Annotated in this window: 25 protein-coding genes; 8 read left to right on the top strand and 17 right to left on the bottom strand. The window is 56.7% G+C overall.

Annotated elements, in window-relative coordinates; all coding sequences use genetic code 11:
• Window positions 1–10: 10 nt before the first annotated feature.
• The 3 genes from MTP41_RS01300 to MTP41_RS01290 form a co-directional block, all read right to left on the bottom strand.
• The gene (locus MTP41_RS01300) at window positions 11–148 is read right to left on the bottom strand and encodes a hypothetical protein (protein ID WP_154261047.1); all 138 of its coding nucleotides are present in this window, start codon (window positions 146–148) and stop codon (window positions 11–13) included.
• A gap of 73 nt (window positions 149–221) precedes the next feature.
• Window positions 222–1,595 carry a 23S rRNA (uracil(1939)-C(5))-methyltransferase RlmD gene (rlmD, locus tag MTP41_RS01295; RefSeq protein WP_249236014.1) on the bottom strand — a complete coding sequence of 458 codons (1,374 nt, stop codon included), beginning with the start codon at window positions 1,593–1,595 and terminating at the stop codon, window positions 222–224.
• 12 nt (window positions 1,596–1,607) lie between these two features.
• Window positions 1,608–2,468, bottom strand: coding sequence for an AraC family transcriptional regulator (locus MTP41_RS01290; protein WP_005939008.1), 861 nt, complete (start codon window positions 2,466–2,468; stop codon window positions 1,608–1,610).
• Between the two features lie 229 nt (window positions 2,469–2,697).
• Between MTP41_RS01290 and MTP41_RS01285 the strand changes: the two genes are divergently transcribed.
• A complete protein-coding gene (locus tag MTP41_RS01285) occupies window positions 2,698–3,990 on the top strand; it encodes a galactokinase (RefSeq protein ID WP_249236013.1) in 1,293 nt (430 codons plus the stop codon).
• Between the two features lie 67 nt (window positions 3,991–4,057).
• On the opposite strand, the gene MTP41_RS01280 is transcribed toward MTP41_RS01285, so the two are convergent.
• The 11 genes from MTP41_RS01280 to rpsF form a co-directional block, all read right to left on the bottom strand.
• Window positions 4,058–4,417, bottom strand: coding sequence for a hypothetical protein (locus tag MTP41_RS01280; protein ID WP_005939003.1), 360 nt, complete (start codon window positions 4,415–4,417; stop codon window positions 4,058–4,060).
• 47 nt (window positions 4,418–4,464) lie between these two features.
• Entirely contained in the window at window positions 4,465–4,923 is a 459-nt protein-coding gene (locus tag MTP41_RS01275) for a hypothetical protein (protein WP_097775417.1), read from the bottom strand.
• 281 nt (window positions 4,924–5,204) lie between these two features.
• On the bottom strand, window positions 5,205–6,668 hold the full coding sequence (malQ, locus tag MTP41_RS01270) for a 4-alpha-glucanotransferase (RefSeq protein ID WP_249236012.1): 1,464 nt from the start codon (window positions 6,666–6,668) through the stop codon (window positions 5,205–5,207).
• A 15-nt stretch (window positions 6,669–6,683) separates the two neighbouring features.
• Complete coding sequence (locus MTP41_RS01265; protein WP_249236011.1) at window positions 6,684–7,526, bottom strand: carbohydrate ABC transporter permease; 843 nt, start codon at window positions 7,524–7,526, stop codon at window positions 6,684–6,686.
• Complete coding sequence (locus MTP41_RS01260) at window positions 7,526–8,377, bottom strand: carbohydrate ABC transporter permease (protein WP_005938991.1); 852 nt, start codon at window positions 8,375–8,377, stop codon at window positions 7,526–7,528. The genes MTP41_RS01265 and MTP41_RS01260 overlap by 1 nt, the downstream gene beginning before the upstream one ends.
• 103 nt (window positions 8,378–8,480) lie before the next feature.
• A complete protein-coding gene (locus tag MTP41_RS01255; protein WP_097775421.1) occupies window positions 8,481–9,821 on the bottom strand; it encodes an ABC transporter substrate-binding protein in 1,341 nt (446 codons plus the stop codon).
• A 210-nt stretch (window positions 9,822–10,031) separates the two neighbouring features.
• Window positions 10,032–11,039 carry a LacI family DNA-binding transcriptional regulator gene (locus MTP41_RS01250; RefSeq protein ID WP_249236010.1) on the bottom strand — a complete coding sequence of 336 codons (1,008 nt, stop codon included), beginning with the start codon at window positions 11,037–11,039 and terminating at the stop codon, window positions 10,032–10,034.
• A gap of 354 nt (window positions 11,040–11,393) precedes the next feature.
• Window positions 11,394–12,110 carry a hypothetical protein gene (locus tag MTP41_RS01245; protein ID WP_249236008.1) on the bottom strand — a complete coding sequence of 239 codons (717 nt, stop codon included), beginning with the start codon at window positions 12,108–12,110 and terminating at the stop codon, window positions 11,394–11,396.
• Window positions 12,111–12,264: 154 nt separating this feature from the next.
• Entirely contained in the window at window positions 12,265–12,522 is a 258-nt protein-coding gene (gene rpsR / locus MTP41_RS01240) for a 30S ribosomal protein S18 (RefSeq protein WP_015538096.1), read from the bottom strand.
• A gap of 46 nt (window positions 12,523–12,568) precedes the next feature.
• Window positions 12,569–13,051 carry a single-stranded DNA-binding protein gene (locus MTP41_RS01235; RefSeq protein WP_118528801.1) on the bottom strand — a complete coding sequence of 161 codons (483 nt, stop codon included), beginning with the start codon at window positions 13,049–13,051 and terminating at the stop codon, window positions 12,569–12,571.
• Between the two features lie 30 nt (window positions 13,052–13,081).
• Window positions 13,082–13,366 carry a 30S ribosomal protein S6 gene (gene rpsF, locus MTP41_RS01230; RefSeq protein ID WP_005938979.1) on the bottom strand — a complete coding sequence of 95 codons (285 nt, stop codon included), beginning with the start codon at window positions 13,364–13,366 and terminating at the stop codon, window positions 13,082–13,084.
• Between the two features lie 329 nt (window positions 13,367–13,695).
• Here rpsF and MTP41_RS01225 point away from each other — a divergent pair, with 329 nt between their 5' ends.
• Complete coding sequence (locus MTP41_RS01225) at window positions 13,696–14,892, top strand: cation:proton antiporter (protein ID WP_249236007.1); 1,197 nt, start codon at window positions 13,696–13,698, stop codon at window positions 14,890–14,892.
• A gap of 57 nt (window positions 14,893–14,949) precedes the next feature.
• Here MTP41_RS01225 and MTP41_RS01220 read toward each other — a convergent pair whose 3' ends face one another.
• Window positions 14,950–15,825 (bottom strand): UTP--glucose-1-phosphate uridylyltransferase, encoded by an 876-nt coding sequence (locus tag MTP41_RS01220; protein ID WP_249236540.1) that lies wholly within the window; start codon window positions 15,823–15,825, stop codon window positions 14,950–14,952.
• Between the two features lie 68 nt (window positions 15,826–15,893).
• Window positions 15,894–16,868, bottom strand: coding sequence for an RING finger protein (locus MTP41_RS01215; protein ID WP_249236006.1), 975 nt, complete (start codon window positions 16,866–16,868; stop codon window positions 15,894–15,896).
• Window positions 16,869–17,084: 216 nt separating this feature from the next.
• Between MTP41_RS01215 and prfB the strand changes: the two genes are divergently transcribed.
• The gene (prfB, locus tag MTP41_RS01210) at window positions 17,085–18,206 is read left to right on the top strand and encodes a peptide chain release factor 2 (RefSeq protein WP_097775423.1); all 1,122 of its coding nucleotides are present in this window, start codon (window positions 17,085–17,087) and stop codon (window positions 18,204–18,206) included.
• A gap of 64 nt (window positions 18,207–18,270) precedes the next feature.
• On the opposite strand, the gene MTP41_RS01205 is transcribed toward prfB, so the two are convergent.
• Entirely contained in the window at window positions 18,271–18,819 is a 549-nt protein-coding gene (locus MTP41_RS01205; RefSeq protein WP_005938962.1) for a DUF1836 domain-containing protein, read from the bottom strand.
• Between the two features lie 265 nt (window positions 18,820–19,084).
• Here MTP41_RS01205 and MTP41_RS01200 point away from each other — a divergent pair, with 265 nt between their 5' ends.
• From MTP41_RS01200 to MTP41_RS01180, 5 genes are all read left to right on the top strand, one after another.
• Window positions 19,085–19,927, top strand: coding sequence for a DegV family protein (locus tag MTP41_RS01200; protein WP_249236005.1), 843 nt, complete (start codon window positions 19,085–19,087; stop codon window positions 19,925–19,927).
• Between the two features lie 134 nt (window positions 19,928–20,061).
• A complete protein-coding gene (cls, locus tag MTP41_RS01195; RefSeq protein WP_249236004.1) occupies window positions 20,062–21,603 on the top strand; it encodes a cardiolipin synthase in 1,542 nt (513 codons plus the stop codon).
• 76 nt (window positions 21,604–21,679) lie between these two features.
• Entirely contained in the window at window positions 21,680–22,714 is a 1,035-nt protein-coding gene (locus tag MTP41_RS01190) for a hypothetical protein (protein ID WP_249236003.1), read from the top strand.
• Between the two features lie 231 nt (window positions 22,715–22,945).
• A complete protein-coding gene (locus MTP41_RS01185; RefSeq protein ID WP_097777677.1) occupies window positions 22,946–23,785 on the top strand; it encodes a transporter substrate-binding domain-containing protein in 840 nt (279 codons plus the stop codon).
• A gap of 170 nt (window positions 23,786–23,955) precedes the next feature.
• Window positions 23,956–24,600 (top strand): amino acid ABC transporter permease, encoded by a 645-nt coding sequence (locus MTP41_RS01180; RefSeq protein WP_005938622.1) that lies wholly within the window; start codon window positions 23,956–23,958, stop codon window positions 24,598–24,600.
• Window positions 24,601–24,618: the final 18 nt, after the last annotated feature.

Below are 24,618 nucleotides of genomic sequence, written 5' to 3'. Positions count from 1 at the left end.
TTATGTATGTTTACCAATTCAAGAGCAAGGCGGTTAATTGGAGTTTTTGGGAGATGATTTTCTTTACATCTTTTGAAGAATGCGGGGCACCGTCCTGAATCGCAAAGAGGAACAGCGAGTAAAGTTCATTATATTTTGGAATAGCCATTTTTTCAAACCTCACGCCTTGGAAAGTTGGAAAGGCTCAGCACACATTCGCAATGGCTTGAGGGTTGCGTTTGTTACATCATTTTGGTATAACAACTCACAACCTCGCAATGCCGTGTTCTTGGAAACAGATCCACCGGCTGCACCTTCTCTGCGTGATATCCATTTTGTTCCAGCCATGCAGCATCTCTTGCGGCGGTGGCGGGGTTGCAGCTGACGTAGACCACCCGGCGGGGAGCCATGCGCACCACGGCGGAAAGGGTGGCTTCGTCGCAGCCCTTGCGGGGTGGATCCAGCATTACGATGTCCGGGTGAAGGCCCTCAGCGGCAAGGCGGGTGGCGGCCTGACCGGCATCTGCGCAGAAAAATCGGCTCTTTGCGGCCACATCTGCACCCATGCGGGCAGCGTTAGCCTTGGCACTTTCAATGGCTTCCGGTACGATCTCCACACCGATCAGCTCACGGCAGTGCGCTGCCATGGAAAGACCAATGGTGCCCATGCCGCAGTAGAGGTCCAGCAGCAGGTCGTCCGGGGTAAGCTGAGCATACTGGGCGGCAATGCCGTAAAGCTGCTCGGCAGCAAGGGTATTGACCTGATAGAAGGAAAGCGGGCCAAGCTGCACCGGAACGCCGCACAGGGTGTCCTCAATATAGCCCGGGCCGTACAGAGTGTGGGTCTCGGTGCCAAGGATCACGTTGGTGTTTTTTGCATTTACGTTCAGCAGGATCGTGGTGATCTCTGCAAATTGAGCTTTCAGCCGGGTACAAAGCTCCTCGGCGCAGGGCAGCTTGGCACAGGTGCAGACAAGGCAGACCATGATCTGGCCGCTGTGAGTGCCGCGACGCAGAAAGATATGACGCACAAGGCCCCTGCCGGTCTCCTCGCTGTACGGCTGGATGCCCTTTTCTGCAAAAAAAGCACACAATGCGTTGCCGATCTCATTCAGCACACCGGGCTGCAGGCGGCAGTCCGGGCAGGGGACGATACGGTGGGTGCGCCCGGCGTAGAAGCCGATACAGGGCTTACCGCTTTTGTCCACGCCCACCGGGAACTGCACCTTATTGCGGTAGCGGTTCACTTCCGGCGAACCCACAATGGGCAGCACAGGCACATCCAATCCTCCGATGCGGGCAAAGGCATCTGCAACATTCTCCTGCTTGGCGCGCAGCTCGGCAGCATAGTCCAGATGCCGCAGGCTGCAGCCGCCGCAGGGGCCTGCCACGGCACAATCCACCGGGATACGGTCCGGCGAAGGAGTGAGCACCTCGTCCAGAATACCGAAGGCGTAGCGCTTGCAGTCCTTAACGATACGCACCCGGGCTTCGTCGCCGGGGGCGGCACCGGGAATAAACACGGTCTCACCGTCGGGGCTGTGTGCTACGCCGCTGCCATCGCTGGAAAGACGCTCTACGCGCAGGGTGAGAACTTGATTTTTCTGTAAGGGCATGAAGGGTCTCCTTTACTGGTGGTCGGGGCCGTCGGCGGGAGCATCAGCCTGCGCCGCAAAATACTTGCTGGGCGGCACGCCCTTGGCGCGCTTGAATACCCGCGAGAAATAGAACTGGTCAAAGAAGCCTACCGACACCGCGACCTCGGCAATGGAAAGGTTGCCTGCGCGCAGCAGCTTGCAGGCTTCGTTGATGCGGTATTCGGTAAGGTAATCGATGGGGCTTTTGCCTACGTTCAGCATGAACACGCGGTACAGGTGGCTGCGGGAGACACCTACGCTTTTTGCCACATCATCAATGGAAATATCGTGTGAATAATTGAACTGGATGTACTTGATGGCGTTGAGCACATACTGGCTGGAAGAGGAAGCCGTGTGCGGCTTGCCAGCGCTGGTCTCCTTCATCAGAGAGGCGATGAAGAGATAAAGGTAGCCCACCATGGCGGCTTCATCCTGCGGCTGCAGCCCGCGGGATGAATAAATGTTGGCCAGAGCGGCACGCATCCCATCGGGGTCGTGGGTGTGATGCACCGGCGAGTCGTCGGTGAAAGGGAGCTGTGCGGCCAGTTTGTGGGCACACGCACCGTTGAAGCCTACCCAGCTGTACTCCCAAGGCTGCTGCTCATCGGCAGTATACCGGATCAGCTGGCTTGGCCGGGCAAAAAACAGCTGACCCTGGCTCACTTCCCAGGTGCGTCCGCCCACCTCGAATACGCCCTTGCCGGAAAGTACCAGATGGATCAGGTAATGGTCGCGGATACCCGGCCCCCATGTTTGGCCCGGAGCACAGCGTTCGATGCCGCAATTGAAGATGGAAAGCTCAATATTATTGGTATAATTTTGTTTGAAGGATTGCTTATATACATCTGCCATAGCCGCGTTTCCTCCGCTCTGTCACGTTGCGGGCAGCTTTGTGCCCGATCTTTGGTATAGTATACCACACACCTGCCCGCAAATTCAACAAAAGTACATCTTATTCTTTGAACTGGGTGCCAAAATTCGCGCTTTTTCTACGTTGGAAATTGAAAAAAGCGGCTGGATGCATTACAATAGACGTAACAACCCATCTATCCCAAAGCAGCATATTCAGGGAGGAATCGTTATGGCAGACAGTGCGCAGCTCCGAAATGAGATCGCGGCGGGCAAATGGGACGATAAGCTCCGGGCACTGTATGGCGATGCGGCGCAGGAGATCTGTCGGCAGCGGGCACGCTACTGTGCTGCGCTGGAACAGTTTGAGCTATACTTTGGGCCGGGCAGGCAGGTGCAGGTTTATTCGGCACCGGGCCGCGCAGAGCTGGGCGGTAACCACACCGACCACCAGCACGGTTATGGCCTTGCGGCGGCTGTCACGCTGGATCTTGTGGCCGTGGCTGCGCACAATACAGACGGCTACGTGCGGGTCAAATCCCGCGGGTTCAACAAGCTGGATGTGATCGACCTGACCGTGGAGGGGCCGCAGGAAGGGGAGAGCACCCACTCGGCCAGCCTGATCCGCGGCATTGCCGAGGGCTTCCGCGCGGCAGGCAAAGCGGTGGGCGGCTTTGATGCATACACGGCCAGTGATGTGCTGCGCGGCAGCGGCCTTTCCAGCTCTGCTGCCTTTGAAATGGGCATGGCTGCCATCTGGAACGGAGAATATGGCTGCGGTCTGGCCCCGGCGGAGCTGGCAAAGATCTGTCAGTATGCGGAGAATACCTATTTTGGCAAGCCCAGCGGCCTGCTGGATCAGCTGACCAGCGCAGTGGGCGGCATTATCTTTGCGGATTTTGCAGATCCCCAGCAGCCGGTTCTGGAAAAGATCCACGCCGACGGCCTGCTGCCGCCGGGCATGAGCCTGTGCGTTACCGATACGCGCGGCAGCCACAGCGAATTGACCGGTGAGTTTGCAGCCATCCGGCAGGAGATGGAGCAGATCGCAGCGTTTCTTGGCAAAAAGGTGCTGGGACAGGTGACGGAGAGCGCATTCTGGGCAGCACTGCCTGCACTGCGCAAAGCCTGCGGCGACCGCGCGGTGCTGCGCGCCATCCACTATTTTGAAGAGAACGCTCGCACCCTTGCCCAGAGGGATGCGCTGCAGGCCGGACAGTTTGCTGCCTTTGCAGCGCTGGTGCTGGAAAGCGGACGCGCATCCTTTGCGCTATGCCAGAATGTCTACTGCAGCACCGATGTGCGGCATCAGGGGCTTTCGGTGGCACTGGCGCTGAGCCAGAGTATCCTGCAGGGCAGCACGGGAGCCTGGCGGATGCAGGGCGGCGGCTTTGCAGGCACCATTCAGGCGTATGTTCCCCAGAGCCTGCTGGAACGCTATCACAGCGAGATCGAGCGGGTATTCGGCAAGGGCAGCTGCTACATTCTGCGTCTGCGGGAGCAGGGGGCAGTGAAAGCGATCTGAAAACAAAAACGCATCTGCAAGATTTTGCAGATGCGTTTTTTGCTATGCTTTATACTGCTGGGAAGGTTCAGAAAACCGGTTTCGGGCCGGGAGCGGACTGAGCCTGCTCTTTCTCTTCTTCCCGGCGCTGCTGATCCGAGATATACTGCACCATGTCCCGCTCCTCGTGGGAAAAATGGAACAGGTCTGCGATGGTATCGTAGGCGCTCACCACGAAGTTGAAGCCTGTCTTTACCACATTGAACAGCAGCATGGGCACAAAGGTGAAAGAAAGTGAGATCAATCCGCCGCTAAAGAAAAGATCGTCCAGACGCAGATTGCTGAAGAAAAGATCCAACGCATCGCCCAGCGGCCCGCCGCCGGAAATGCTGCGCAGCTCTTCTTCGGAAACAGAAATGTATGAATGCGGCATCTGAAGGTTTTTCATGGAGAAAGCTCCTTTCTGACAAGATCGTTCCGGGAATGGAATCAAACTCAGGCGGCAGCGGTTTCCTCGGCCTGAGCGGCATCAAAGCTCGGCATGGGGTTCACGATCTGATCGTAGATGCTTGTAACGGTACGAATGACGTTCATGACCTGCGAATAGACATAGACACCGGCCAGACCGGCAACGCCCACAGAAGCGATACGGCTCCAGGTGTTCATCTTATCCCAAGTGTGATAGAAGGTGCCGGACAGGCTCAGACCATTCGACAGACCGGACTGCACACGGCCTGCGATGTACCGGAAGGAATAGTTGGTCATCAGCACGAACAGGTTGATCGCTGCATTCTGGCAGAATGTAGCAAACTGATCGGTGTTGAAATAAATATCGTGATTAAAGGCTGAGCCAAGGTAGATGGACTGACCGCCATCCAGATAGGTCATTTCCTCTTCGGAGATAACGGCATAGGAAGCCGGTAAAAGCATGGTATTCTGATTGGGATGATCCATGGTGGAAGAACTCCTTTCCGTAGTGGAATCTGCACAAAGGCAGACAATAATACTATCTGAATTGTAACATAACTGTGTCCAAATAACAAGAGCAGAGATGCGCAAAATCATGATACATTTGTGAATAAACTGTTACAGAAAGGCGGCAAAATCACGGATGTCAGCCCAAAAATGCGCAATATGTCCATAATCTGGTCCTGAAAAAATGTTCTGTAGAAAAAACAAAAGCGCCTGCACATTCCGGGTGCAGACGCTTTTACGAGGAGAAAATGATCGGGGAATTACTGTGCCCGTTCGTAGAGCACGGTCAGCTGCGCAATGTGTCCGGCCAGTGCTTCCGGCAAGGGACAGGTGAGCCGCCACTGCCAGTTGGAGCCTTGGGTGCTGGGAGTGTTGATGCGGGCCTCACTGCCCAGATGCAGCCAGTCCGCCAGAGGGATCACAGCGGTATCCGATACACTGGCAAGGCAGGCACAGATCATGGCCTCGGTCAGCTCTTCCGGCTGGCAGCGCAGGTAGCGGCAGGCATAGGCCACATCCTCGGCACTGGCGTTGGTACGCCAGCCTTCGGTGGTCACATTGTCGTGGGTGCCGGTGTACACCACGCTGTTGCGGTGGTAGGTGTGGGGCAGGTAATTGCCGGATTCCCGGCTGTCAAAGGCAAACTGCATGATCTTCATGCCCGGGTAGCCGCTGGCAGAAAGCATGGCCTTGACCTCCGGGGTCAGGTAGCCAAGATCCTCGGCAATGATGCCGCCCTCGCCAAGGTTTTCATGCATGGCGTTGATAAAATCGCGGTCAGGGCCTTTTTCCCAGTGACCGCCCGTCGCCGTTTTGTTCCCGGCGGGAATGGAGTAATAGCTCTCGAAGCCGCGGAAGTGGTCGATGCGCACCACATCGTAAATGGAGGTGGCGTGCTTCATGCGCTGCTTCCACCACGCAAAGCCGGTGGCTTTGTGCGTGGGCCAGTCATACAGGGGGTTGCCCCACAGCTGGCCGTCTGCTGCAAAGGCGTCCGGCGGGCATCCGGCCACCTGGGTCAGATGCATTTCTCCGTCGGTCTGGAACAGCTCCGGGTGGGTCCACAGATCGCTGGAATCCGGGCTGACATAGATGGGAATATCGCCCACCAGACGGACGCCCTTGCCGTTGGCGTAAGCCTTCAGGGCGTTCCACTGGGTGTAGAAGAAGAATTGCACCGCCTTGTAGTAATCCACCGCACCGGCGAGACGCTGTTTTGCGGCAGCAATGGCTTCCGGTTTGCGGCAGCGCAGGTCATCCGGCCAGTCGGCAAGGCCGGCCTGCCCCTGTTCGGCCTTGACAGCCATAAACAGGGCGTAATCCTCCAGCCAGAAGCTCTGCGCCTCGCAGAAGGCTTCATAGGAGGGGGAGGGGGCTGCCAGCAGGCGGTCGGCTGCCTTTTTCAGGATCACAGGCCGCTCGTTGTAAAGGGCACCGTAGTCGACAGAACCGACCGGCTTTTCAGCGGGGATCTCGTCGGCGGTCAGCAAATCGTCCGCAGCCAGCAGGCGGTAATCGATAAAATAGGGATTTCCGGCAAAGGCGGAGAAGCTCTGGTAAGGGCTGTCGCCGTAGCCGGTGGGGCCGATGGGCAGGATCTGCCAGTAGGTCTGCTTTGCATCGGCCAGAAAATCCACGAATGCAAAGGCCTCTTTTCCCAGCGTACCGATGCCAAAAGGCCCCGGCAGACTGAAAACGGGCATCAGAATGCCGCTTGCACGCATAGTGTGCGCACCTCCTTAGCCCTTCACGGCACCTGCAACCACGCCCTCGATGATGTACTTCTGGCAGGTCATGTACAGGATGATGATGGGGATAATGGCAATGATGATGCAGGCCATCATGGGAGCCAGCTCCACACGGCCGTAGCCGCCGCGGAAGTACTGGATGGCCATGGGAATGGTGCGGTATTTCTTGATGTCCAGCACCAGAGTGGGCAGCAGGTAGTCGTTCCACACCCACATGGTCTCGAGGATGGCGGTGGAGATCATGGTGGGCTTGAGGATGGGGAATACGACCTTGAAGAAGATCTGAATGGGGTTGCAGCCGTCGATCATGGCCGCTTCCTCAATTTCCATGGGCACGCTCTTCATGAAGCCGGTGAACATGAACACGGCCAGACCGGCACCGAAGCCCAGATAGATGATGCAGATGTCCCACGGGGTGTTCAGCTTGAGCTGGTCAGCGGTCTTGGACAGGGTGAACATGACCATCTGGAAGGGCACGACCATGGAGAACACGATCAGCAGGTTCATGAACTTGCTCAGCTTATTGTTCACGCGGGTGAGGTACCAACCGGTCATGGAGCAGCACAGCAGGATCAGCGCCACACTGGTAACGGTGATGACAAGGCTGTAGCCAAGGCTGGAAAGGAAGCCCATCTTGGTGACACCGTAAACGTAGTTGCTCAGGCCCGCAAAGGTCTCGGCGGTGGGCAGCTTGAACACGGTGGAGGTGGTAAAGCTGCCCTCGACCTTCAAGCTGTTCAGCAGGATCAGCACGATGGGGTAGATCCACAGCAGACTCAGCAGCGTCATGATGACGGTGAGGATGTTATCCCACATTTTTTTCTGTTTAGGCATTACTGCTGCACCTCCTTGGAACGGGTAAAGTGGAGCTGGATCAGAGAAATGACCACGACGATCAGGAAGAACACCACAGCCTTCGCCTGACCAATGCCCTTCCACTGGGCACCGGAACGGCCATAGAAGGTGTTGTAGATGTTCAGGGCCAGCATTTCACTGGCGTTGGCGGGTTCGCCTGCGGTCAGGGCAACGTTCTGGTCGAACAGCTTGAAGCTGTTGGTCAGGGTCAGGAAGGTGCAGATGGTCACGCTGGGCATAACCATGGGAATTTTGATCTTGAACAGGATCTCGCGGTCGTTGGCACCGTCGATCTTGGCGGCTTCGATCAGGTCGCCGGGCACGCTCTGCAGGCCGGCAACGTAAATGATCATCATGTAGCCGATCTGCTGCCAGCACATCAGGATGACCAAACCGACGAAACCGGCCTTGGCATCCAGCGCCAGCAGAGGTTTCTGCAGGTTGGCCAGCACACCGTTGAGCAGGATCTGCCAGATGTAGCCCAGCAGGATGCCGCCGATCAGGTTGGGCATGAAGTAGACGGTACGGAAGATGTTGGTGCCGCGGATGCCGCGGGTGAGCACCAGCGCAATGGCAAAGGCGCAGACGTTGATGAGCACGGTGGATACTACAGTGAACGCTGCGGTAAAGCCGAAGGCATGCAGGAAGGTGGAATCCTGAAATACGTTGATGTAGTTCTGGATGCCCACAAAGGTGGTCTTGCTAACAGTAGTGAACCGCTGGAACGAAAGGTAAATGCCCCAGATGAAGGGCCAGATAAAGCCGATGATGAACGCGAGCAGCGTGGGCAGCACGAACACCGGCCAATATTTGCTGATGGCTTTTTGCATGATGTACCTCCTATATGCGGAGTGGTTAACAAAAAAGGGGAGGCGGGGCGAACTTCTTCGCCCGCCTCCCTGTTCAGTTCTTTTTTATAGACCGATCAGGAGCTTAGCCGTTTGCCAGCTTGTATTCCTTAGCCCAGCCATCAACGAAGGCGGTCACAACGCCGTCCCAGTCGCCGGTGCCTGCTGCGTAAGCGGTCAGAGCGCTGCCCACGCCGTTCTTCCACTCCTCGGAAGGCATGGTGGAGAAGCACCAGTCCACACTGGTCTTGCCGTCGGCCACATACTGGTTTGCAATGGTGATCAGGGGGTTGGTGGAGTCCTTAGCCTTCTTGAAGGGGATGACGAAGCCCATCTTGTCAGCCATCGCGCTGGTGCCGGCCTCAGAGGTGACGCACCAGTACAGGAAGTCCAGAGTAGCCTGAATATCGGCATCAGAAGAGTTGTTGTTCACGCACCAGAAGTTCTCGGAACCGGTGCACAGGCCCTGATTCTCCTCGCCATCCACGCCGATGTAGATGGGCAGCATACCCAGGTTGTCGTCGCCCAGATCCTTCACGTCATTGTAAGCCCAAGTGCCGTTCTGGTAGAACACAGCCTTCTTGCCCACAAACTCAGCCACAGCGTCGTTGCCGGTCTTGGAAGCCAGCAGGGTGGGGTCACAGGTGGAATCGGTGATGTACAGATCCCAGATCTGCTTGTAGTTGTCCAGATAGGTGCCCTTGATGGCGTCGGTAGAGCTGATGCCGTCTGCCTTGTACTCGTAGTAGATGGGCAGGTTTGCCAGATGGGTCTTGAAGCGCCAGTCAGAAGAACTGTCCATGCCGGCAGAAGTGAAAGCACCGTCCACGCCCAGCTCAGCCTTGCGTGCCTGAATATCGTCAGCGACCTTCTTCAGATCGGCAAAGCCCTTGATGTCGTCCTGGGTATAGCCAGCGGCGGTCAGCAGTTCCTTGTTGTAGATGATGCCGTAGGTCTCGAGGACGTAGGCGATGGCAGCCACAGCGTCGCCATCCTTCAGTGCGAAAGAGTCGCTGGTCAGCTCACCGTACAGCTGGCTGCCGGACAGATCATAGCAGTAATCCTTCCAGTTTGCCAGACCAACAGGGCCGTTCACCTGGAACAGGGTGGGAGCCTCGCTCTTCTCCATCTCGCTCATCAGGGTGGTCTCGTACTGGCCAGAAGCGGCGGTGACAACGGTCACAGGCACGCCGGTCTCCTTGGTGTACTCAGCGGCCAGATCCTGCCAATCCTGATCCTGCTCGGGCTTGAAGTTCAGGTAGTAGACCTTGCCGTCTGCCTTTGCAGCGGTGCTGGAAGCAGCGGTAGAACTGGCAGCAGAGGAAGCGGTGCTGCTGGAGGAGCCGCCGCAGGCAGCCAGACCCAGAGCAGCGGCGGAAACGCCAGCGGCCTTCAGGAAGTTACGACGAGTGATCATTTTCTTCATAATAAGTTCTCCTTCTTATTAAAAATAAACTATTTCAAAATCTCCGTCCCCTGACGGAGGGAAAACAAATTAGGAAACTCCTTCAGTCACGACTTGCGTCGTGCCAGCTCCCTCAAAGAGGGAGCCTCTGGCGAAGAGGTGAAACCTACCGTACTGCCAAAGCCTCCCTCCGTGAGGGAGGGGGACCGCGTCAGCGGTGGAAGGAGTTTTTCAGATGGCTCTTACGCTTTCGCCCTGCTGCAACTCCGGCTGCAAGGTGATGGTCTGGGCCGGGGCACCGTGCTCGATCTGCCGCACCAGCAACTCAATGCTCTGCAGCGAGATCTGTTCACTGGGCTGCACAACGGTAGTCAGAACAGGCACACAGTAACGGGACATCGTGATGCCGTCAAAGCCGATCACCGAAACATCCTCCGGCACCCGCAGCCCGGCGCTCACCAGCGCGCGGATGGCACCTAAGGCGATCACATCGCTCATGGCGAACAGGGCGGTGAAGTCGGCCCGGCGGGCCAGCAGGCTGTTCACGGCATGATAGGCAGACTCAAAATCGTAGTTGGACAGGCCGTACAGCTTGTCGCTGAACAGGATACCTGCCTCCCGCATCGCCTGCTGTGCACCCTCGCGGCGCATCACGCTGGGATAACTGGTGACCGGACCGCCCAGCACTGCGATCTTACGATGCCCTTGCTGGATGAGGTAGTCCACAGCAGCGTAGGCTGCAGCGCGGTCATCCACGCCCACCATGGAAAGATTGGGAAAGTCCAGCTCGTCGGAGACCAGGGTGGTCAGCACCGAGGGGACTGTGATGTTGGCAAAGCCTTTTTTGAAGTTGGCTACGCTGCCGCCCAGAAAGATCATACCTTTGGGCTTGATCTCCCGCAGGATCTTTTCGGCGGCATCGATCTCGTTGGCGTTTTCATCCAAATAGGAAACGATGCCATTGTAGCCATACAAGGTGGCGGCCCGCTGCAGTTGGACTAAGAAGTCCGAGAAGAAGAGATTGCGGGTGCCTTTGACCACGAACACCAGACTGCGGGACTGCTGGATCTTCAGCTGCCGTGCATTGGTGTTGGGCACGAACCCGGCCTCCCGCATTACCTTGAGTACATGCTCCTTGGTCTCGGGCCGGACATCAGGCCGGTCGTTGATGACACGAGAAATGGTGCTTACCGAGCAGCCGCTGATCCGGGCAATGTCCTTAATGGTCAGATTCGGCATTTTGTCGGAGTACCTCACTTTCGGTAATAGATTCGGGAACGTTGTCGGGAACGTTTTCAGTGACTATAGTATGGCATAATTTGTATAAAAAATCAATAACCCAAAAGTGTTTTCGTGAAAATTGCATAGCATTCTGAGCTGCTTTTGTGCAGATTGAATTGCGTACAAATCAAAATGTGCCGACAGTTCCGCAAATTCCCGGTACAAATCAGAAACAACCGGTAAAACCGTACCGATTTGTAACTTTTCGACATAGAGCAGTGGTTTTATAAAAGGAGAAAGGAAAAAACAATGCCCGGCAGATAACACAGCCTGCCGGGCATTGCATGGTTTTGAAATGGTTTATCCGCTTTTTCAAAAATACGGGTGCTGATAGGGTTCGGGTTCCGGGCCGCAGTACAGGCCAAACGCATCACAGATCCAGTAGCTGCCGTCCTCCATGGGCACGCGGCACCACTGGTGGCTGTACTGGTTCTCGTTCACATGCTCATAGGGGATGCCCAGAATGTCCAGACACAGAGCGGTGGCCCGGGCACACCCGGCACAGGATGCTGTGCGCAGTACAAAATAACCGTAGGGGTCGTTGTAATGGTTGGCTTCCATAGAGTAAGCCATGGAGCCATCATCCACCACCGCACGCAGGGCAGAGGCAATGCCGTAAAGCTGATCTTCCCGGCTCATGAGCGCCAGCGGTGTGACCACCTTCAGCGCTTCCTGATATGCCTGCGCAAACTCCTCATCGGTGCATTTGCGCTTGAGAGACTTGTAGTGGGCCAGCTTGTTGATGGCTACCGGCGACCAGATGGAAGAAAACTGCGCTTCGGTCAAAGAAAGCTCGTCATCACCGGCAATGCCGTCCGCAGAAGGTTTGCGGCCTTCGTCAATGCCGTGGTCCAGATAATGACGCAGCAGCGCATCTTCGTCATTGCCGCATACGGCTGCAACATCCGGATACTGTGCAGCGTAGTATGCTGCATCAAAGGTAGAAAGCGCAGCAGCGGAAAGACCGGTCTGTGCGGCCAGCAGCACACCGGCCGTCAGCGCCGCAAGTCTAAGATACCGTTTTTTCATGACAGAAAACCTCCTCAGAAAAAATAAAGCGCGCCCTGAACTCAGTATAGCACATCCGGGCCGGAAGGAAAAGACAAAAAAGCGCTTTCACCTTGTCATCGGTGAGAGCGCTTTGCTGATTGCTGATTATTCTGATCGGGTTTGATTATTTTGATTAGTCGCTGACGTAGGGCATCAGAGCAACGTGACGAGCACGCTTGATGGCGATGGTCAGTGCGCGCTGATGATAAGCGCAGGTGCCGGTCACACGGCGGGGAATGATCTTTGCACGCTCAGAGACGTACTTACGCAGACGGGGCACGTCCTTGTAATCGATGGTGTCGATGCGATCGACACAGAAGCTGCAAACCTTCTTGCGGCCGCGACGCATGGGGCGTGCGGGGCGAGAGCCTTCGGTTCTTTCAAAAGCCATTGCTTATTACCTCCTATTGGATTTTTAACGGATTGACCGTTTCGTGTCAGAACGGCAGGTCGTCGCTGTCGTCGATGACGGCGAAGTCGTCTGCACTGCCGGCAGAGTAGCTGGGAGCTGCCTCCACAGCGGCCGGGCGGGCAGGCGCTGCGTTCTGGTAGGCGGGAGCAGAATTATTCTGATAATTTGCTCCGCCGCCTGCATTGCTGTTTTTGGAGCCTGCAAAGTTGATATTGTTGGCTACCACTTCCACAGCGGTGCGGTTGTTGCCGTTCTTATCCTGATACTGGCGGGTCTGAAGACTGCCTTCAATGGCGATCAGACTGCCCTTCTGGAAATACTTGCAAACAAACTCGGCCTGCTGACGCCATGCAACGATATCGATAAAATCGGCCTGACGCTGCTCGCCCTGACGCGCAAAATTGCGGTCACAGGCAATGCGGAAGCTGCACACATTGGTACCCTGCGGGGTGGTGCGCAGTTCGGGATCCGCCACAAGACGGCCCATGATGGCAACAACATTCAACATTTTACGGTCTCCCTTTCTGTCACAGAAGAATTACTCCTCGTGAGCAATGATCAGGCTGCGCATAACGCCTTCAGTGATCTTGTACACACGGTCCAGCTCAGCGGGGAAGCTGGGCTCGCTGGTGAAGTCGATCACGGTGTAAACGCCTTCCTCCTCGTCGTTGATGGGGTAGGCCAGACGGCGCTTGCCCCACTCGTCGATGGAATCGATCGTACCGTTAGCCTCGATCAGGGACTTGAACTTACCAACCAGAGCGGCGGTAGCCTCCTCGTCGAGAGCGGCGCTGGTAATCAGCATGGTTTCGTACTTTGCCATTTTGTAGCACCTCCTTTTGGACTTAAGGATCCTGCAATCACAGGACCAAGGGTACACACAAAACGCGGCATCGCGTCTTGTGTGCGGCGTGTCTGTTCAGACAGCAACTTATTATAGCAAGCTATGTGGATTCTGTCAAGCTTTTTCCGAAAAAAGATATAATAAAAAATATTTTGATTTTTTTGTGAAAGAGGACTATAATATAGTCGCTTTCAATGGATGAACGGCAAAGCAGCCGGGGATCGGCCGTCTCTCTGCTCTCTGTTATCCGTCTTCGAAAGGAATGTATATATGGTTCTGGGAATTTTATAGTAAAGGAAGGATTCTTTGTGTATTCGGTTTTCCGTAACCTGGCAATCATCATCCTCAGCGCAAAGTTCTTTGGCCTGGTGGCCCGCAAGTGCAAGGCCCCGCAGGTGGTGGGTGAGATCCTTGCCGGTTTGATCATCGGTCCGTGCATCCTGAACCTCGTGCAGACCAGTGACGCCATCTCCACCTTTGCGGAGATCGGCGTGGTCATGCTGATGTTCACCACGGGCCTTGGCACCAATCTGAAGGAACTGATCAAAGCCGGCCCCATCGCCACCCTGATCGCCTGCGTGGGCGTAGCCGTTCCGCTGGTGGGCGGCACCCTGCTGTACAGTGCGTTCTACGGCTTCTCTGCCGTGGGCAGCCCTGAGTTCTACCGTGCCCTGTTCATCGGCACCATCATGACCGCCACCAGCGTGTCCATTACGGTGGCAACCCTGCAGGAGATGGGCCACCTGAAGAGCTTTCTCGGTACCACCATCGTCAGTGCCGCCGTCATTGATGATGTCATCGGCATCGTAGTCCTCACCTGCGTGCTGGGCGCAAGCTCCGGCACCGGCACGGGTCTGGGCAAGGTGCTCATCAATACGGTGCTGTTCTTTGCCACTGCCGTGGGCGTGGGCGTTGTGGCTCACTTTGCTATGACATGGCTGGACAAGCGCAATCCCCACACCCAGCGCATCACCATCGTGAGCATGGCGTTCTGCTTTGCCATGGCCTACATCGCCGAGGAATACTTCGGTATTGCAGATATCACCGGTGCCTATATCGCCGGTATCGTTCTGTGCACCATGGACGATGCCTCCTACGTGGAGCGCCGCGTGGATATCAGCAATTATATCATTTTTGCGCCCATCTTCTTTGCATCCATCGGCTTGAAGACCGACATCAGCGGCCTGACGCCGGAAATCTTCCTGTTCTGTGTCTGCTTCGTCATTGTAGCACTTATCACCAAGATCATCGGCTGCGGCCTTGCGGCCAAGATCTGCCGCTTCAGCTGGGGCGACTCCCTCAAGGTCGGCGTTGGCATGATGACCCGCGGCGAGGTGGCACTGATCGTGGCCCAGAAGGGCCTGGATGTCGGTGTGGTGGACTCGGTCTACTTTACCGCTGTGATCCTGCTGATCGTGGTGTCCAGCGTGGCAACTCCGCTGGTGCTGAAGGCGCTCTTTACCAAGATGCCGCCGCAGAAGCACCCCAGTCAGGTAAATGGGTAAACAATAAAAAAGATCCTCCGACAGGTCTGCCGGAGGATCTTTTATTTTCAGGATAAGTTACAGTGTCTTGCAGAACTCCTTCAGGTAAGCGCGGAATTCTTCGCCGATCTCCGGATGCTGCAGGGCCAGCTCCACCTGAGCTTCCACCACCTTGAGCTTGTTGCCCATGTCGTAGTGCTTGCCGGTGAACTCTACGGCCGTCATGCCGCCGCGGGTGCGGGCATACTCGGCCATGGCATCGGTCAGCTGGATCTCGCCGCCTGCGCCGGGCTTGGTGTGGGCAAGGATATCGTAGATCTCCGGGGTCAGCAGCACACGGCCCAGAATGGAGTAGTTGCTGAACTCCTGTCCCTTCTTGGGCTTCTCGATCATGTCGTCCACAAAGAAATAGTTGTCGTGGATGGGGGTGGTCTTCAGGCTGCAGTACCGGCTCACATCTTCCCATGGCACTGCGGAAACGCCTGCCGCCGGGCGGCCGAACTCCTCGTAGGCGCGGATCAGCTGAGCACAGACCGGGTCCTCGCCCCAGATCACGTCATCGCCGTAGATGACAACAAAGGGATCATCGCCGGTGAAGGCCTTGGCGGTGTTCACAGCATGGCCCAGACCCAACGTCTGCTTCTGGCGCACAAAGAAGATGTTTGCCATGTTGGCGATGCTAAGGCACTCTTCCAGCGCCTTTTCCTTGCCGGGCTTTGCCAGCTTTTCTTCCAGCTCAGGGCTGCGGTCGAAGTGATCCTCAATGATGCTCTGGTTGCGGCCCAGAATGATGAGGATATCGGTGATGCCGGAACGCACAGCTTCTTCCACCAGATACTGGATGGCAGGCTTGTCCACGATGGGCAGCATACCCTTGGGCATAGCTTTGGTGGCGGGCAGCACGCGGGTGCCAAGGCCAGCAGCAGGGATGACAGCTTTTGTGACTTTCTTCATCATGATTCATATTCTCCTATTACTATTTTGAAATCCGCAATGCCAGCCTTTGCAGGCGGCATTGCAGATCAGAGCATCCCGGTCAAAGCGTCCAGATTCGGACCCATCAGCACGGTAGCGCAGGCACCCAGCACCATCAGCAGTACACAGGCACCGATCACACCGGCGATGCTCACGCCGCCCTGCGCAGACAGGACCGCACGGCGCTGGGCAGCGTCCGGGAACTCGGCACGGATGCGGCGGATGCGCTCGGCTGCGCTTTTGCGGTACAGCCACTTGGCGTACAGGGTGCGCAGCATCACCAGCGCAAAGCTGAACACCGTCATAATGCGGGAAAGCATGACGATGGCAGTGCTGCTGATGCCCGCAGTGAGCGGACTGCCGGTGGCCTGCATCATGCTCAGCAGGGTGGGCAGGGCCACCACCAGCTCTGCGGCCAGAAAACCAAAGGCGGGCTTCCACGCCTTGCGGTAGAAGAAATAGAACGGGCCGAACACCAGCGCCGAGAAGCACATGGAAATTTTGGTGTGCTGCAGCTGCATCCGGCTGTAATCGTTCAGGTAGACGGGCGCAGCCTTGCCAATATAATCGTTCCAGTCGCTGTAAGGGATGCCGTCGATCAGCTCTTCCTTGCCAAAGGCCGCCTGCACGTTGCGGCGGGTGGGTTCTTCCACCGTCTGCTGATACTGGCGGTAAAGGTCGTTGTAGTCAAAGCGTCCGTCTGCGTCGGTGCCGGGCTGGCTCTGGGTGGGTGGCTCCGGGCACTGGCTCTCCGGCGGAAGAACGGCACCGCAGCAGCGGCAGCGCTCTTCGGTGCGCAGGGTGCGCTCACCGCAGCTGGGGCAGGTGCGCAGAGCATCGTCTTTGTACGGGAACGTCCATTCATAGCCCGCGCCATGGGCGGGGGTGTGGATGCAGCGGCCAAGCTTTTCGTAGCACTCGCGGTGATAGGGCGCGCCGCAGTCCGGGCAGACCACGATATCATCGGTCAGCGCCAGCGGTCTGCCGCAGCCTTCGCAGGGACAGCCATAATATTTCGGCATGATTTCCTCCTGTTGTATGGTTCATACTGGTATTATACTCCCCTGAAAGAGAAAAGAAAAGGTGAAAATCTTCAAAATTCCAGCAGGATAATCCATTTACCCCTTTACTTTAGCATAGATTCTCGGTATACTAATGAAGTATCTGTGTATAAACTGTGTCTTTTGGCAAGTACAAAGGACTTTACCTTATTTATCATTTCGAGAGGGATTTAGAGAATGATCACGATTGACGAACTGAAGGTGCAGCTTGCCGATTACGGCAAGGCGGTCAAGGACCTGGAAGAAGCTCTTGCCATTGATGCCTCCCGCAAGCGCGTGCAGGAGCTGGAGCACACCATGAGCCGCCCCGGCTTTTATGATGATGCAGACCTGAGCAAGAAGGTCTTTGACGAAGTGGGCGACCTGAAGGGCAAGCTGAGCCGCTTTGAAAAGCTGCAGGGCCTGTACGATGATGCCGAGACCATGTTGGAAATGCTGGATGAAGAATACGACCCCGCCATGATCCCCGAAGCAGAGGAGTCTGTGAACGCTGTGGGCAAGGCTGTGGACGAGCTGCAGCTGATGACCATGCTGAACGGTGAGTACGACCACAGCAACGCCATCCTGACCTTCCATGCCGGTACCGGCGGCACTGAGGCACAGGACTGGGCCGAAATGCTGTACCGCATGTACAACAAGTGGGCTTCCAACCACGGCATGACCGTGGAGGTTCTGGATTATCAGGACGGTGATGAAGCCGGCATGAAGAGCGCCTCCATGATGGTGAAGGGTGCCAACGCCTACGGCCTGCTCAAGAGCGAGAACGGTGTGCACCGTCTGGTGCGCGTGTCGCCCTTTGACGCCAACGCCCGCCGCCAGACCAGCTTTGCTTCGCTGGAAGTGATGCCTGAGCTGGATAACACCATTCAGGTGGATATCCGCCCCGAGGACATTGAGATGCAGGTGTACCGTTCCTCCGGTGCAGGCGGCCAGCACATCAATAAGACCTCTTCCGCTGTCCGTCTGATCCACAAGCCCACCGGCGTCGTGGTCAGCTGCCAGACCCAGCGCAGCCAGTTCCAGAACCGTGACTACGCCATGGAAATGCTGAAGGCAAAGCTGTATCAGATCGCAAAGCAGCAGCACATGGATAAGATCGACGACATCAAGGGCGTGCAGAACGAGATCGCATGGGGTCACCAGATCCGCAGCTATGTGTTCATGCCCTACACCATGGTCAAGGATCACCGCACCAACTACGAGACCGGCAATGTGGATGCCGTGATGGACGGCGATCTGGACGGTTTCATCTTCGCATACCTCAAGGCTGCAAGCCGCGGGGAGCTGCAGGATACCTAATCTTGAACGTATAAAATGCAAAGGCCGTGCTTCCTTTTATGGAGGCACGGCCTTTTTTGTGTTCTTACGCCAGATCGGGCAGAATGGTATCCCAGAGATTTTCCTCCTGCCGCAGGGCGTTGAAGCAGCAGTCCAAGTACATTTTGTTTGCCGCTGCAAGGATCGTGCTGCGGAGAAGCAGCTTTTCATCTGCGGCATCCACGGCAAGGTCGCGGATCTCCCTGGTGCAGCCGAATACGAACGGCAGGCAGTTCTCCATCTCGTCGCAGAAGTAGTCGTAAGCTGCCCCGGCGGAACAGTGCGCCCGCTGCATTTTAAACAGGGCATCGATGTTTTCCATTGAGAGCACCGTTTTGGAGACTGCAATGTACATCAGGGATGCGATCTGATCGCGGGCGTACTTCTTGCGCACCGGGTGGGACAAAATGCCCTTTTTAACGTAGTTGCTTACCATGGAAGAGGTGAGCTCCACGCCGCAGAAGGTGCGGAAATAGCTGTTGACGTACTGCACGGTCTGGTCAAGATAAAGCCCCATCTGCGGGAGATCGGCGTACCGGGGCAGGGCAAATCCGGCGGCGCAGGCCGCAACGCGGCATTTGGTTTCAGTTTTCATATCGTAAGCAGTTTTCTAAGGTTGGCGCAGCTGGGCTGCGCGGGATACAGAAAATGGTTTTCTGGCGGTATTATAGCGCAAATCGGTTCTCTGGTCAACGGATTTTTAAAACTTTTTAAAGAATGCATAAAATCCCTTGACAGGTTTTTGAAAAACTGCTATGATGTCTGCAGTGAACCGAAAACCATGCAGGCGGAAGTGCGTGTAAGGCACGGAAAATAAAAAATGACCTGCTATCACAAAATAGATTTGGAGCGTGCATTTTATGAAAACCAAGATCGTTGTGGATTCTTCGTCCAGCCTGTATGCCCTGCCGGGCGTGGATTTTGCCTGTGTGCCGTTGAAGATCGTCACGGATGAACAGGAATATCTGGATGACGGTACTCTGGATGCTGTGGATATGGCCCGGTCTCTGCGTACTTACAAGGGCAAGACCAGCACCTCCTGCCCCAATGTGGCAGACTGGCTGGCTGCTTATGAGGGTGCGGAGCAGATCTTTGTTGCCACCATCACGGGCACACTGTCCGGCAGCTACAATGCTGCACTGCTGGCAGCGGAAGAATACAAGGAAACGCACCCGGAGGCCCGTGTTTTTGTTCTGGACAGCCTGTCCGCCGGGCCGGAGCTGCGTCTGCTGGCAGAGCGTCTGCGGGATCTCGTCCGGATCGGGATGGAGTTTGACGAGATCTGCGAGGCGATCCTGGCTTACCACAAGCACACACATCTGCTGTTTTCGTTGGAATCGCTGGCCAATCTGGCCCGCAATGGCCGTGTGAAGCCTGCCGTTGCCGCTGTGGCACGGATGCTGGGCATCCGGGTCATTGGTCAGGCCAGTGAGAGCGGCGAGCTGGAGGTGCTGTGTAAGACCCGCGGCGAGCACGGTGCACTGGAGCGCATCGTGCTGGAATTGAAGGATCACGGCTTTACCGATGGCAAAGTGCACATTGCCCACTGTGATAACCCAGAAGCTGCCAAGCGCCTGAAGCTGATGATCCATGCGGTGTTTGCAGGAGCGCAGGTGGATGTGACCGAGTGCGGCGGCCTGTGCAGCTACTACGCTGAGCAGGGTGGCCTGATGGTGGGCTATGAGGACGGAAAAACAGAGTAAAAGAGTTTTTGATATTGCAAGCAAGCCGGGCCTGCGGGTCTGGCTTGCTTTTTTTGAACAACGCAAAACTTGAAAAAGTTGTAAAACCGCGCTATACTTACACATAATTATAAATGGGAAAGGAGGGCAGGCCCATGCTTTTTCGTTCACCGATCGTGCGCTTTTTCAGCCGCATTCTGAACCGCATCACCATCACGGTTGTGTTGGTGGCATTGCAGCTGCTGTGGCTGTGCTGGGTGGCGTTTGCCATCACCACCGGCACGGGCCGCGTGTGGGTGAACGGCCTGCTCAACGCACTGAGCCTGCTCATCGTCCTGTACCTTGTGCGCAAGGATGAGAACAGCGCCTACAAGGTGGGCTGGATCGCGCTGATCGGCATTCTGCCGCTGTTGGGCGGTGCGCTGTATCTGGCCTTTGGCAACAAACGCCCGGCCAAGCGTCTGCGCCTGAAAATGCAGGCGGTGGAGGATGCCCACAAAAAAGACCTTGTACAGGAGCCGGGTGTGCTGGAAGGTCTGGATGCCCGCGAGCAGGGGCAGAGCCGATATGTGGCAAAGTACGGCCCCTATCCGGCGTGGCAGAACACTCGCACGCAGTATTTTGCCTGCGGTGAAGCCATGTATCCGCAGCTGCTGGCCGATCTGGAAAAGGCTGAAAAGAGCATCTTTCTGGAATTTTTCATCGTGAGCCACGGCTGCATGTGGAACGGCATTGAAAAAATCCTGCGCCGCAAGGCTGCGCAGGGCGTGGATGTGCGCCTGATCTACGATGATTTTGGTAGTCTGCTGGGTCTGCCCGCCGATTTCATCGTGCGCATGGAGCGGGCGCACATCCGCTGCATCCCGTTCAACCCGGTGGTGCCGCTGCTCTCGCTGGTGATGAACCACCGCGACCACCGCAAGATCGTAGTCATTGACGGTACGGTGGCCTACACCGGCGGCGTGAATCTGGCAGATGAGTATATCAATGCGGAGCAGCGCTTTGGCTACTGGAAGGATGCAGCCCTGCGTGTGGAAGGCGATGCCGCGTGGAATTTTACGGTGATGTTCCTCAACTTCTGGAACGCCTTCCGCTCCAGCGAGACGGATTATGATGCATTTCGTCCCATGCCGCTGGTGCCGCCGGTATCGGACGGCATCGTGCAGCCCTACGCGGACAGCCCACTGGACGAGGAACCGATGGCCGAGACGGTGTACCTGAACATCCTTGCGCAGGCACAGCGGTATGTTTATATCTACACGCCCTACCTTGCCGTGGGCGAGGAAATGCTGGACGCACTGAAAAACGCGGCCAAGCGCGGGGTGGACATCCGGCTGGTGCTGCCGGGAATCCCGGACAAAAAGCTGGTGTTCCGGCTGAGCCGGTCGTACTATCTGCCGCTTTTGAGGGCAGGTGTACGCATTTACGAATATACGCCCGGCTTTCTGCATGCCAAGTGCTGGGTAAGCGACGATGTAACTGCCGTAGTGGGCAGCATCAACATGGACTACCGCAGCCTGTTCCTACACTTTGAGTGCGGTGTACTGCTGCAAAAGAACAGTCAGGTGGCAGTTCTGCGGGACGATGTACGGGCCACGCTGCCGCAGTGCCGCGAGATACAGGTGACGGAATGCCGCACCAGCCTGCCCGGCACGGTGCTGGACAGTGTGCTGCGGCTGCTGAGCCCCTTGATGTGATAAAAACTCCCTTTCCGGGTAAACTAGCCCAAAAGCCCCTTTACGATGGGGGCAGGAAAGGGAGCGTTTTATTATAATGAAAAAGATACCTCGCATGATCCTGGGCTGCACGCTGGCGGCAGCTCTGGCCCTGACCGCCTGCAGTCGAAGCGATTCCGGTTCCTCCGGCAGCATGAGCACGAACATGGGCGGCAGTTCATCGCAGACGGGGCAGGCGGACCAGAACGCTGCATACCGCACCGGCCTTGGCATCCTGACCGAAGCGTCTGATCAGGAACGCGCGGGCAAGATCGATACCATCGCAGCTGCCGTTCTGCTGGATGCCGAGGGCAGGGTGGCAGATGTGATGCTGGACGAGGTGGAGATCTCGGTCACGGGGGACAGCACCGGCAAGGTGACGATGCCCACCGACGATCGCACCAAGCGCCAGAAGGGCGACGATTACCCGCTGGCGGCGGTGTCCTCGCTGAAAAAGGGCTGGGCAGAGCAGGCGGATGCCTTTGGCAATTATCTTACCGGCAAAACCCCGGATGAGGTGAAGAAGATTGCCACCGACGATGACGGCAAGCCGAAGGATGCTGACCTGCTCTCCACCTGCACCATTGCGGTGGACGGCTATCGGGATGCTGTGGTGCGCGCCTGCGAGAATGCAAAGGCAGTCGGCTCGGCCCGCGGCGACCGCGCTGTGCTGGGCGTGTCAGTGCGCAATGACACCAAGGAACTGACCGCCGACGATGACCACGATGTGACCGCGCAGGTGGACATCACAGTGGCAGCCCTGACGCTGGATGCTGACGGCCGTGTGACCGGTGCAGTGGCGGATGTGGCAGAGCCTGCCCTTACCGTGGGCGCGGATGGTACGGTGTCGGCACCGGAGATGGTCAAAACCAAGGTGGAACTGGGCGACAGCTACGGGATGCGCGGGGCATCCAGTCTGGACAAGGAATGGTACGAGCACAGCGAGGGCTGGTGCGATTACCTGAAGGGCAAGACCCGTACTGAGATCGCAGGCATCCCGGACGATGGTTCGGATGCCGACCTTGCGGCACTGTGCACCATCTCGGTGACGGAGCTGCAGAAGGCTGCGCTGGCGGCGTTTGCGGAAGAGTAAAGCGGAGAAAAGAGGAAAGGCGCAAAGCTTTTCCTCTTTTCTTTGTGCAATCGGACCAAAGAATTGGCGCAGAAAAGCCTTAAAAAAGACGAACTGCACTAACTTTTGCATTTCCTCTTGCCAAATGGCTGCAAACGCGCTATTCTATAGTCACAGTTTAACACTTTAGCATGATAAAATGCTAAACCGAGAGGGAACACATTTGGGAAACAAAAAAGGGAGGAGCCTTTTATGAAACGTCTTGTCTCTGCTTTTCTGGCTGGTGCCATGGCACTGAGCCTTGCCGCCTGCGGCGGTGCCGCATCCACTTCCACCGTGGCATCTTCTGCCTCTGCCTCCGGGAGCGCAGCCGCCTCCGAGACCGCAGCCAGCGATCTGGACTACATCAAGGAAAAGGGCAAGATGGTCATTGGCTACACCGTCTATGAGCCGATGAACTACACCGATGCCGACGGCAACTTTACCGGTTTTGATACCGAGCTGGCAACTGCCGTGTGCGAAAAGCTGGGAGTCGAGCCGGAGTTCGTGGAGATCAACTGGGATACCAAGGTGGTGGAGCTGGATGCCAAGAGCATCGACTGCATCTGGAACGGTATGACCCTGACCGATGACATCATGGCCAACACCGCCACCACCAAGGCCTACGCCAAGAACGCACAGGTCGTGGTCGTGAAGGACGGCACCGACTACAGCTCCACTGCGGATCTGGTGGGCAAGACCGTGGTTGCCGAGGCTGGCTCTGCCGGTGAAGCCGCCATTGAGGGCGACGAGAACCTTGTACAGGCCGATTACGTCTCCAAGAGCGTGCAGACCGACTGCCTGATGGAAGTTGCCGCAGGCACTGCTGATGCCGCTGTGCTGGATCTGACTCTGGCCAACGCCATGATCGGTGAGGGCACCGACTATGCAAGCCTGAAGATCGTGGACGAGCTGAACGCTGAAGAGTACGGCGTGGCCTTCCGCAAGGGCAGCGATGCCGCCGCAGCTGTGGATGCCGCCTTTGATGAGCTGAAGGCTGACGGCACCATGCAGGCTCTGGCCGACAAGTACGATCTGGCTCTGGCCGACTGAGTTCTATAAGAATGTAATTACTCCTTCCGTCATCGCTGCGCGATGCCACCTCCCTCGGTGAGGGAGGCTTTTTGTTACTGATGTGCGTGAGGCTCCCTCATTGAGGGAGCTGTCACCGAAGGTGATGGAAGGAGTTCAAAAAACGGATTGATGGGTGTGTTCTTGTGTCTGTGATTCTGAGTCGCCTTTCCGGCGCGTTTCTGCTCAACTGTGAGCTGTTCGCTCTGACCCTGCTGTTTGCGCTGCCGCTGGGTCTGGTGGTGGCTTTCGGCTCCATGAGCCGGTGTAAGCCGCTTTCCGGCGCGGTAAAGACCTTTGTGTGGGTCATCCGCGGCACGCCGCTGATGCTGCAGATCATCGTGATCTACCTTGGCCCCGGCCTGCTGGGCATGAATAACCCTTGGCCCTCCGGCTCCGGCGGACGCATGGTGGCGGCGGTGGTGGCCTTTGCCATCAATTACGCCTGCTACTTCTCCGAGATCTACCGCGGCGGCATCGAAGCCGTTCCCAAGGGCCAGACCGAGGCCGGTCAGGTGCTGGGCATGACCAAGACCCAGATCTTTTTCAAGGTGACGCTGCTGCAGGTGGTCAAGCGCATTCTGGCCCCCATGGGCAATGAGGTGATCACCCTCGTCAAGGATACCTCGCTGGCAAACACCATTGCCAACAAGGAAATCATCATGATGGCCAAGGAGTACAGCGCAAAGGGCTTGATCTGGCCGCTGTTCTCCACTGCCATCTTCTTCCTGGTGTTCGTGGGCGCACTCACCCTGCTGTTTGGCTGGGCCGAAAAGAAACTGGATTATTTCCGCTGATGAAAGGGAGGAAATTAG

It is taken from the genome of Faecalibacterium sp. I4-3-84, assembly GCF_023347255.1.
GTDB lineage: Bacteria > Bacillota > Clostridia > Oscillospirales > Ruminococcaceae > Faecalibacterium > Faecalibacterium taiwanense.
The sequence above is the reverse complement of the archived record's forward strand: the minus strand, read 5'-3'. Positions and strand labels throughout refer to the sequence as shown.

Excerpts from the sequence above, each read along its gene's own strand:
- MTP41_RS01300 (WP_154261047.1), bottom strand. The coding sequence starts at position 148 with ATGGCTATTCCAAAATATAATGAACTTTACTCGCTGTTCCTCTTTGCG.
- rlmD (WP_249236014.1), bottom strand. The coding sequence starts at position 1,595 with ATGCCCTTACAGAAAAATCAAGTTCTCACCCTGCGCGTAGAGCGTCTT.
- MTP41_RS01290 (WP_005939008.1), bottom strand. The coding sequence starts at position 2,468 with ATGGCAGATGTATATAAGCAATCCTTCAAACAAAATTATACCAATAAT.
- MTP41_RS01285 (WP_249236013.1), top strand. The coding sequence starts at position 2,698 with ATGGCAGACAGTGCGCAGCTCCGAAATGAGATCGCGGCGGGCAAATGG.
- MTP41_RS01280 (WP_005939003.1), bottom strand. The coding sequence starts at position 4,417 with ATGAAAAACCTTCAGATGCCGCATTCATACATTTCTGTTTCCGAAGAA.
- MTP41_RS01275 (WP_097775417.1), bottom strand. The coding sequence starts at position 4,923 with ATGGATCATCCCAATCAGAATACCATGCTTTTACCGGCTTCCTATGCC.
- malQ (WP_249236012.1), bottom strand. The coding sequence starts at position 6,668 with ATGCGTGCAAGCGGCATTCTGATGCCCGTTTTCAGTCTGCCGGGGCCT.
- MTP41_RS01265 (WP_249236011.1), bottom strand. The coding sequence starts at position 7,526 with ATGCCTAAACAGAAAAAAATGTGGGATAACATCCTCACCGTCATCATG.
- MTP41_RS01260 (WP_005938991.1), bottom strand. The coding sequence starts at position 8,377 with ATGCAAAAAGCCATCAGCAAATATTGGCCGGTGTTCGTGCTGCCCACG.
- MTP41_RS01255 (WP_097775421.1), bottom strand. The coding sequence starts at position 9,821 with ATGAAGAAAATGATCACTCGTCGTAACTTCCTGAAGGCCGCTGGCGTT.
- MTP41_RS01250 (WP_249236010.1), bottom strand. The coding sequence starts at position 11,039 with ATGCCGAATCTGACCATTAAGGACATTGCCCGGATCAGCGGCTGCTCG.
- MTP41_RS01245 (WP_249236008.1), bottom strand. The coding sequence starts at position 12,110 with ATGAAAAAACGGTATCTTAGACTTGCGGCGCTGACGGCCGGTGTGCTG.
- rpsR (WP_015538096.1), bottom strand. The coding sequence starts at position 12,522 with ATGGCTTTTGAAAGAACCGAAGGCTCTCGCCCCGCACGCCCCATGCGT.
- MTP41_RS01235 (WP_118528801.1), bottom strand. The coding sequence starts at position 13,051 with ATGTTGAATGTTGTTGCCATCATGGGCCGTCTTGTGGCGGATCCCGAA.
- rpsF (WP_005938979.1), bottom strand. The coding sequence starts at position 13,366 with ATGGCAAAGTACGAAACCATGCTGATTACCAGCGCCGCTCTCGACGAG.
- MTP41_RS01220 (WP_249236540.1), bottom strand. The coding sequence starts at position 15,825 with ATGAAGAAAGTCACAAAAGCTGTCATCCCTGCTGCTGGCCTTGGCACC.
- MTP41_RS01215 (WP_249236006.1), bottom strand. The coding sequence starts at position 16,868 with ATGCCGAAATATTATGGCTGTCCCTGCGAAGGCTGCGGCAGACCGCTG.
- prfB (WP_097775423.1), top strand. The coding sequence starts at position 17,085 with ATGATCACGATTGACGAACTGAAGGTGCAGCTTGCCGATTACGGCAAG.
- MTP41_RS01205 (WP_005938962.1), bottom strand. The coding sequence starts at position 18,819 with ATGAAAACTGAAACCAAATGCCGCGTTGCGGCCTGCGCCGCCGGATTT.
- MTP41_RS01200 (WP_249236005.1), top strand. The coding sequence starts at position 19,085 with ATGAAAACCAAGATCGTTGTGGATTCTTCGTCCAGCCTGTATGCCCTG.
- cls (WP_249236004.1), top strand. The coding sequence starts at position 20,062 with ATGCTTTTTCGTTCACCGATCGTGCGCTTTTTCAGCCGCATTCTGAAC.
- MTP41_RS01190 (WP_249236003.1), top strand. The coding sequence starts at position 21,680 with ATGAAAAAGATACCTCGCATGATCCTGGGCTGCACGCTGGCGGCAGCT.
- MTP41_RS01185 (WP_097777677.1), top strand. The coding sequence starts at position 22,946 with ATGAAACGTCTTGTCTCTGCTTTTCTGGCTGGTGCCATGGCACTGAGC.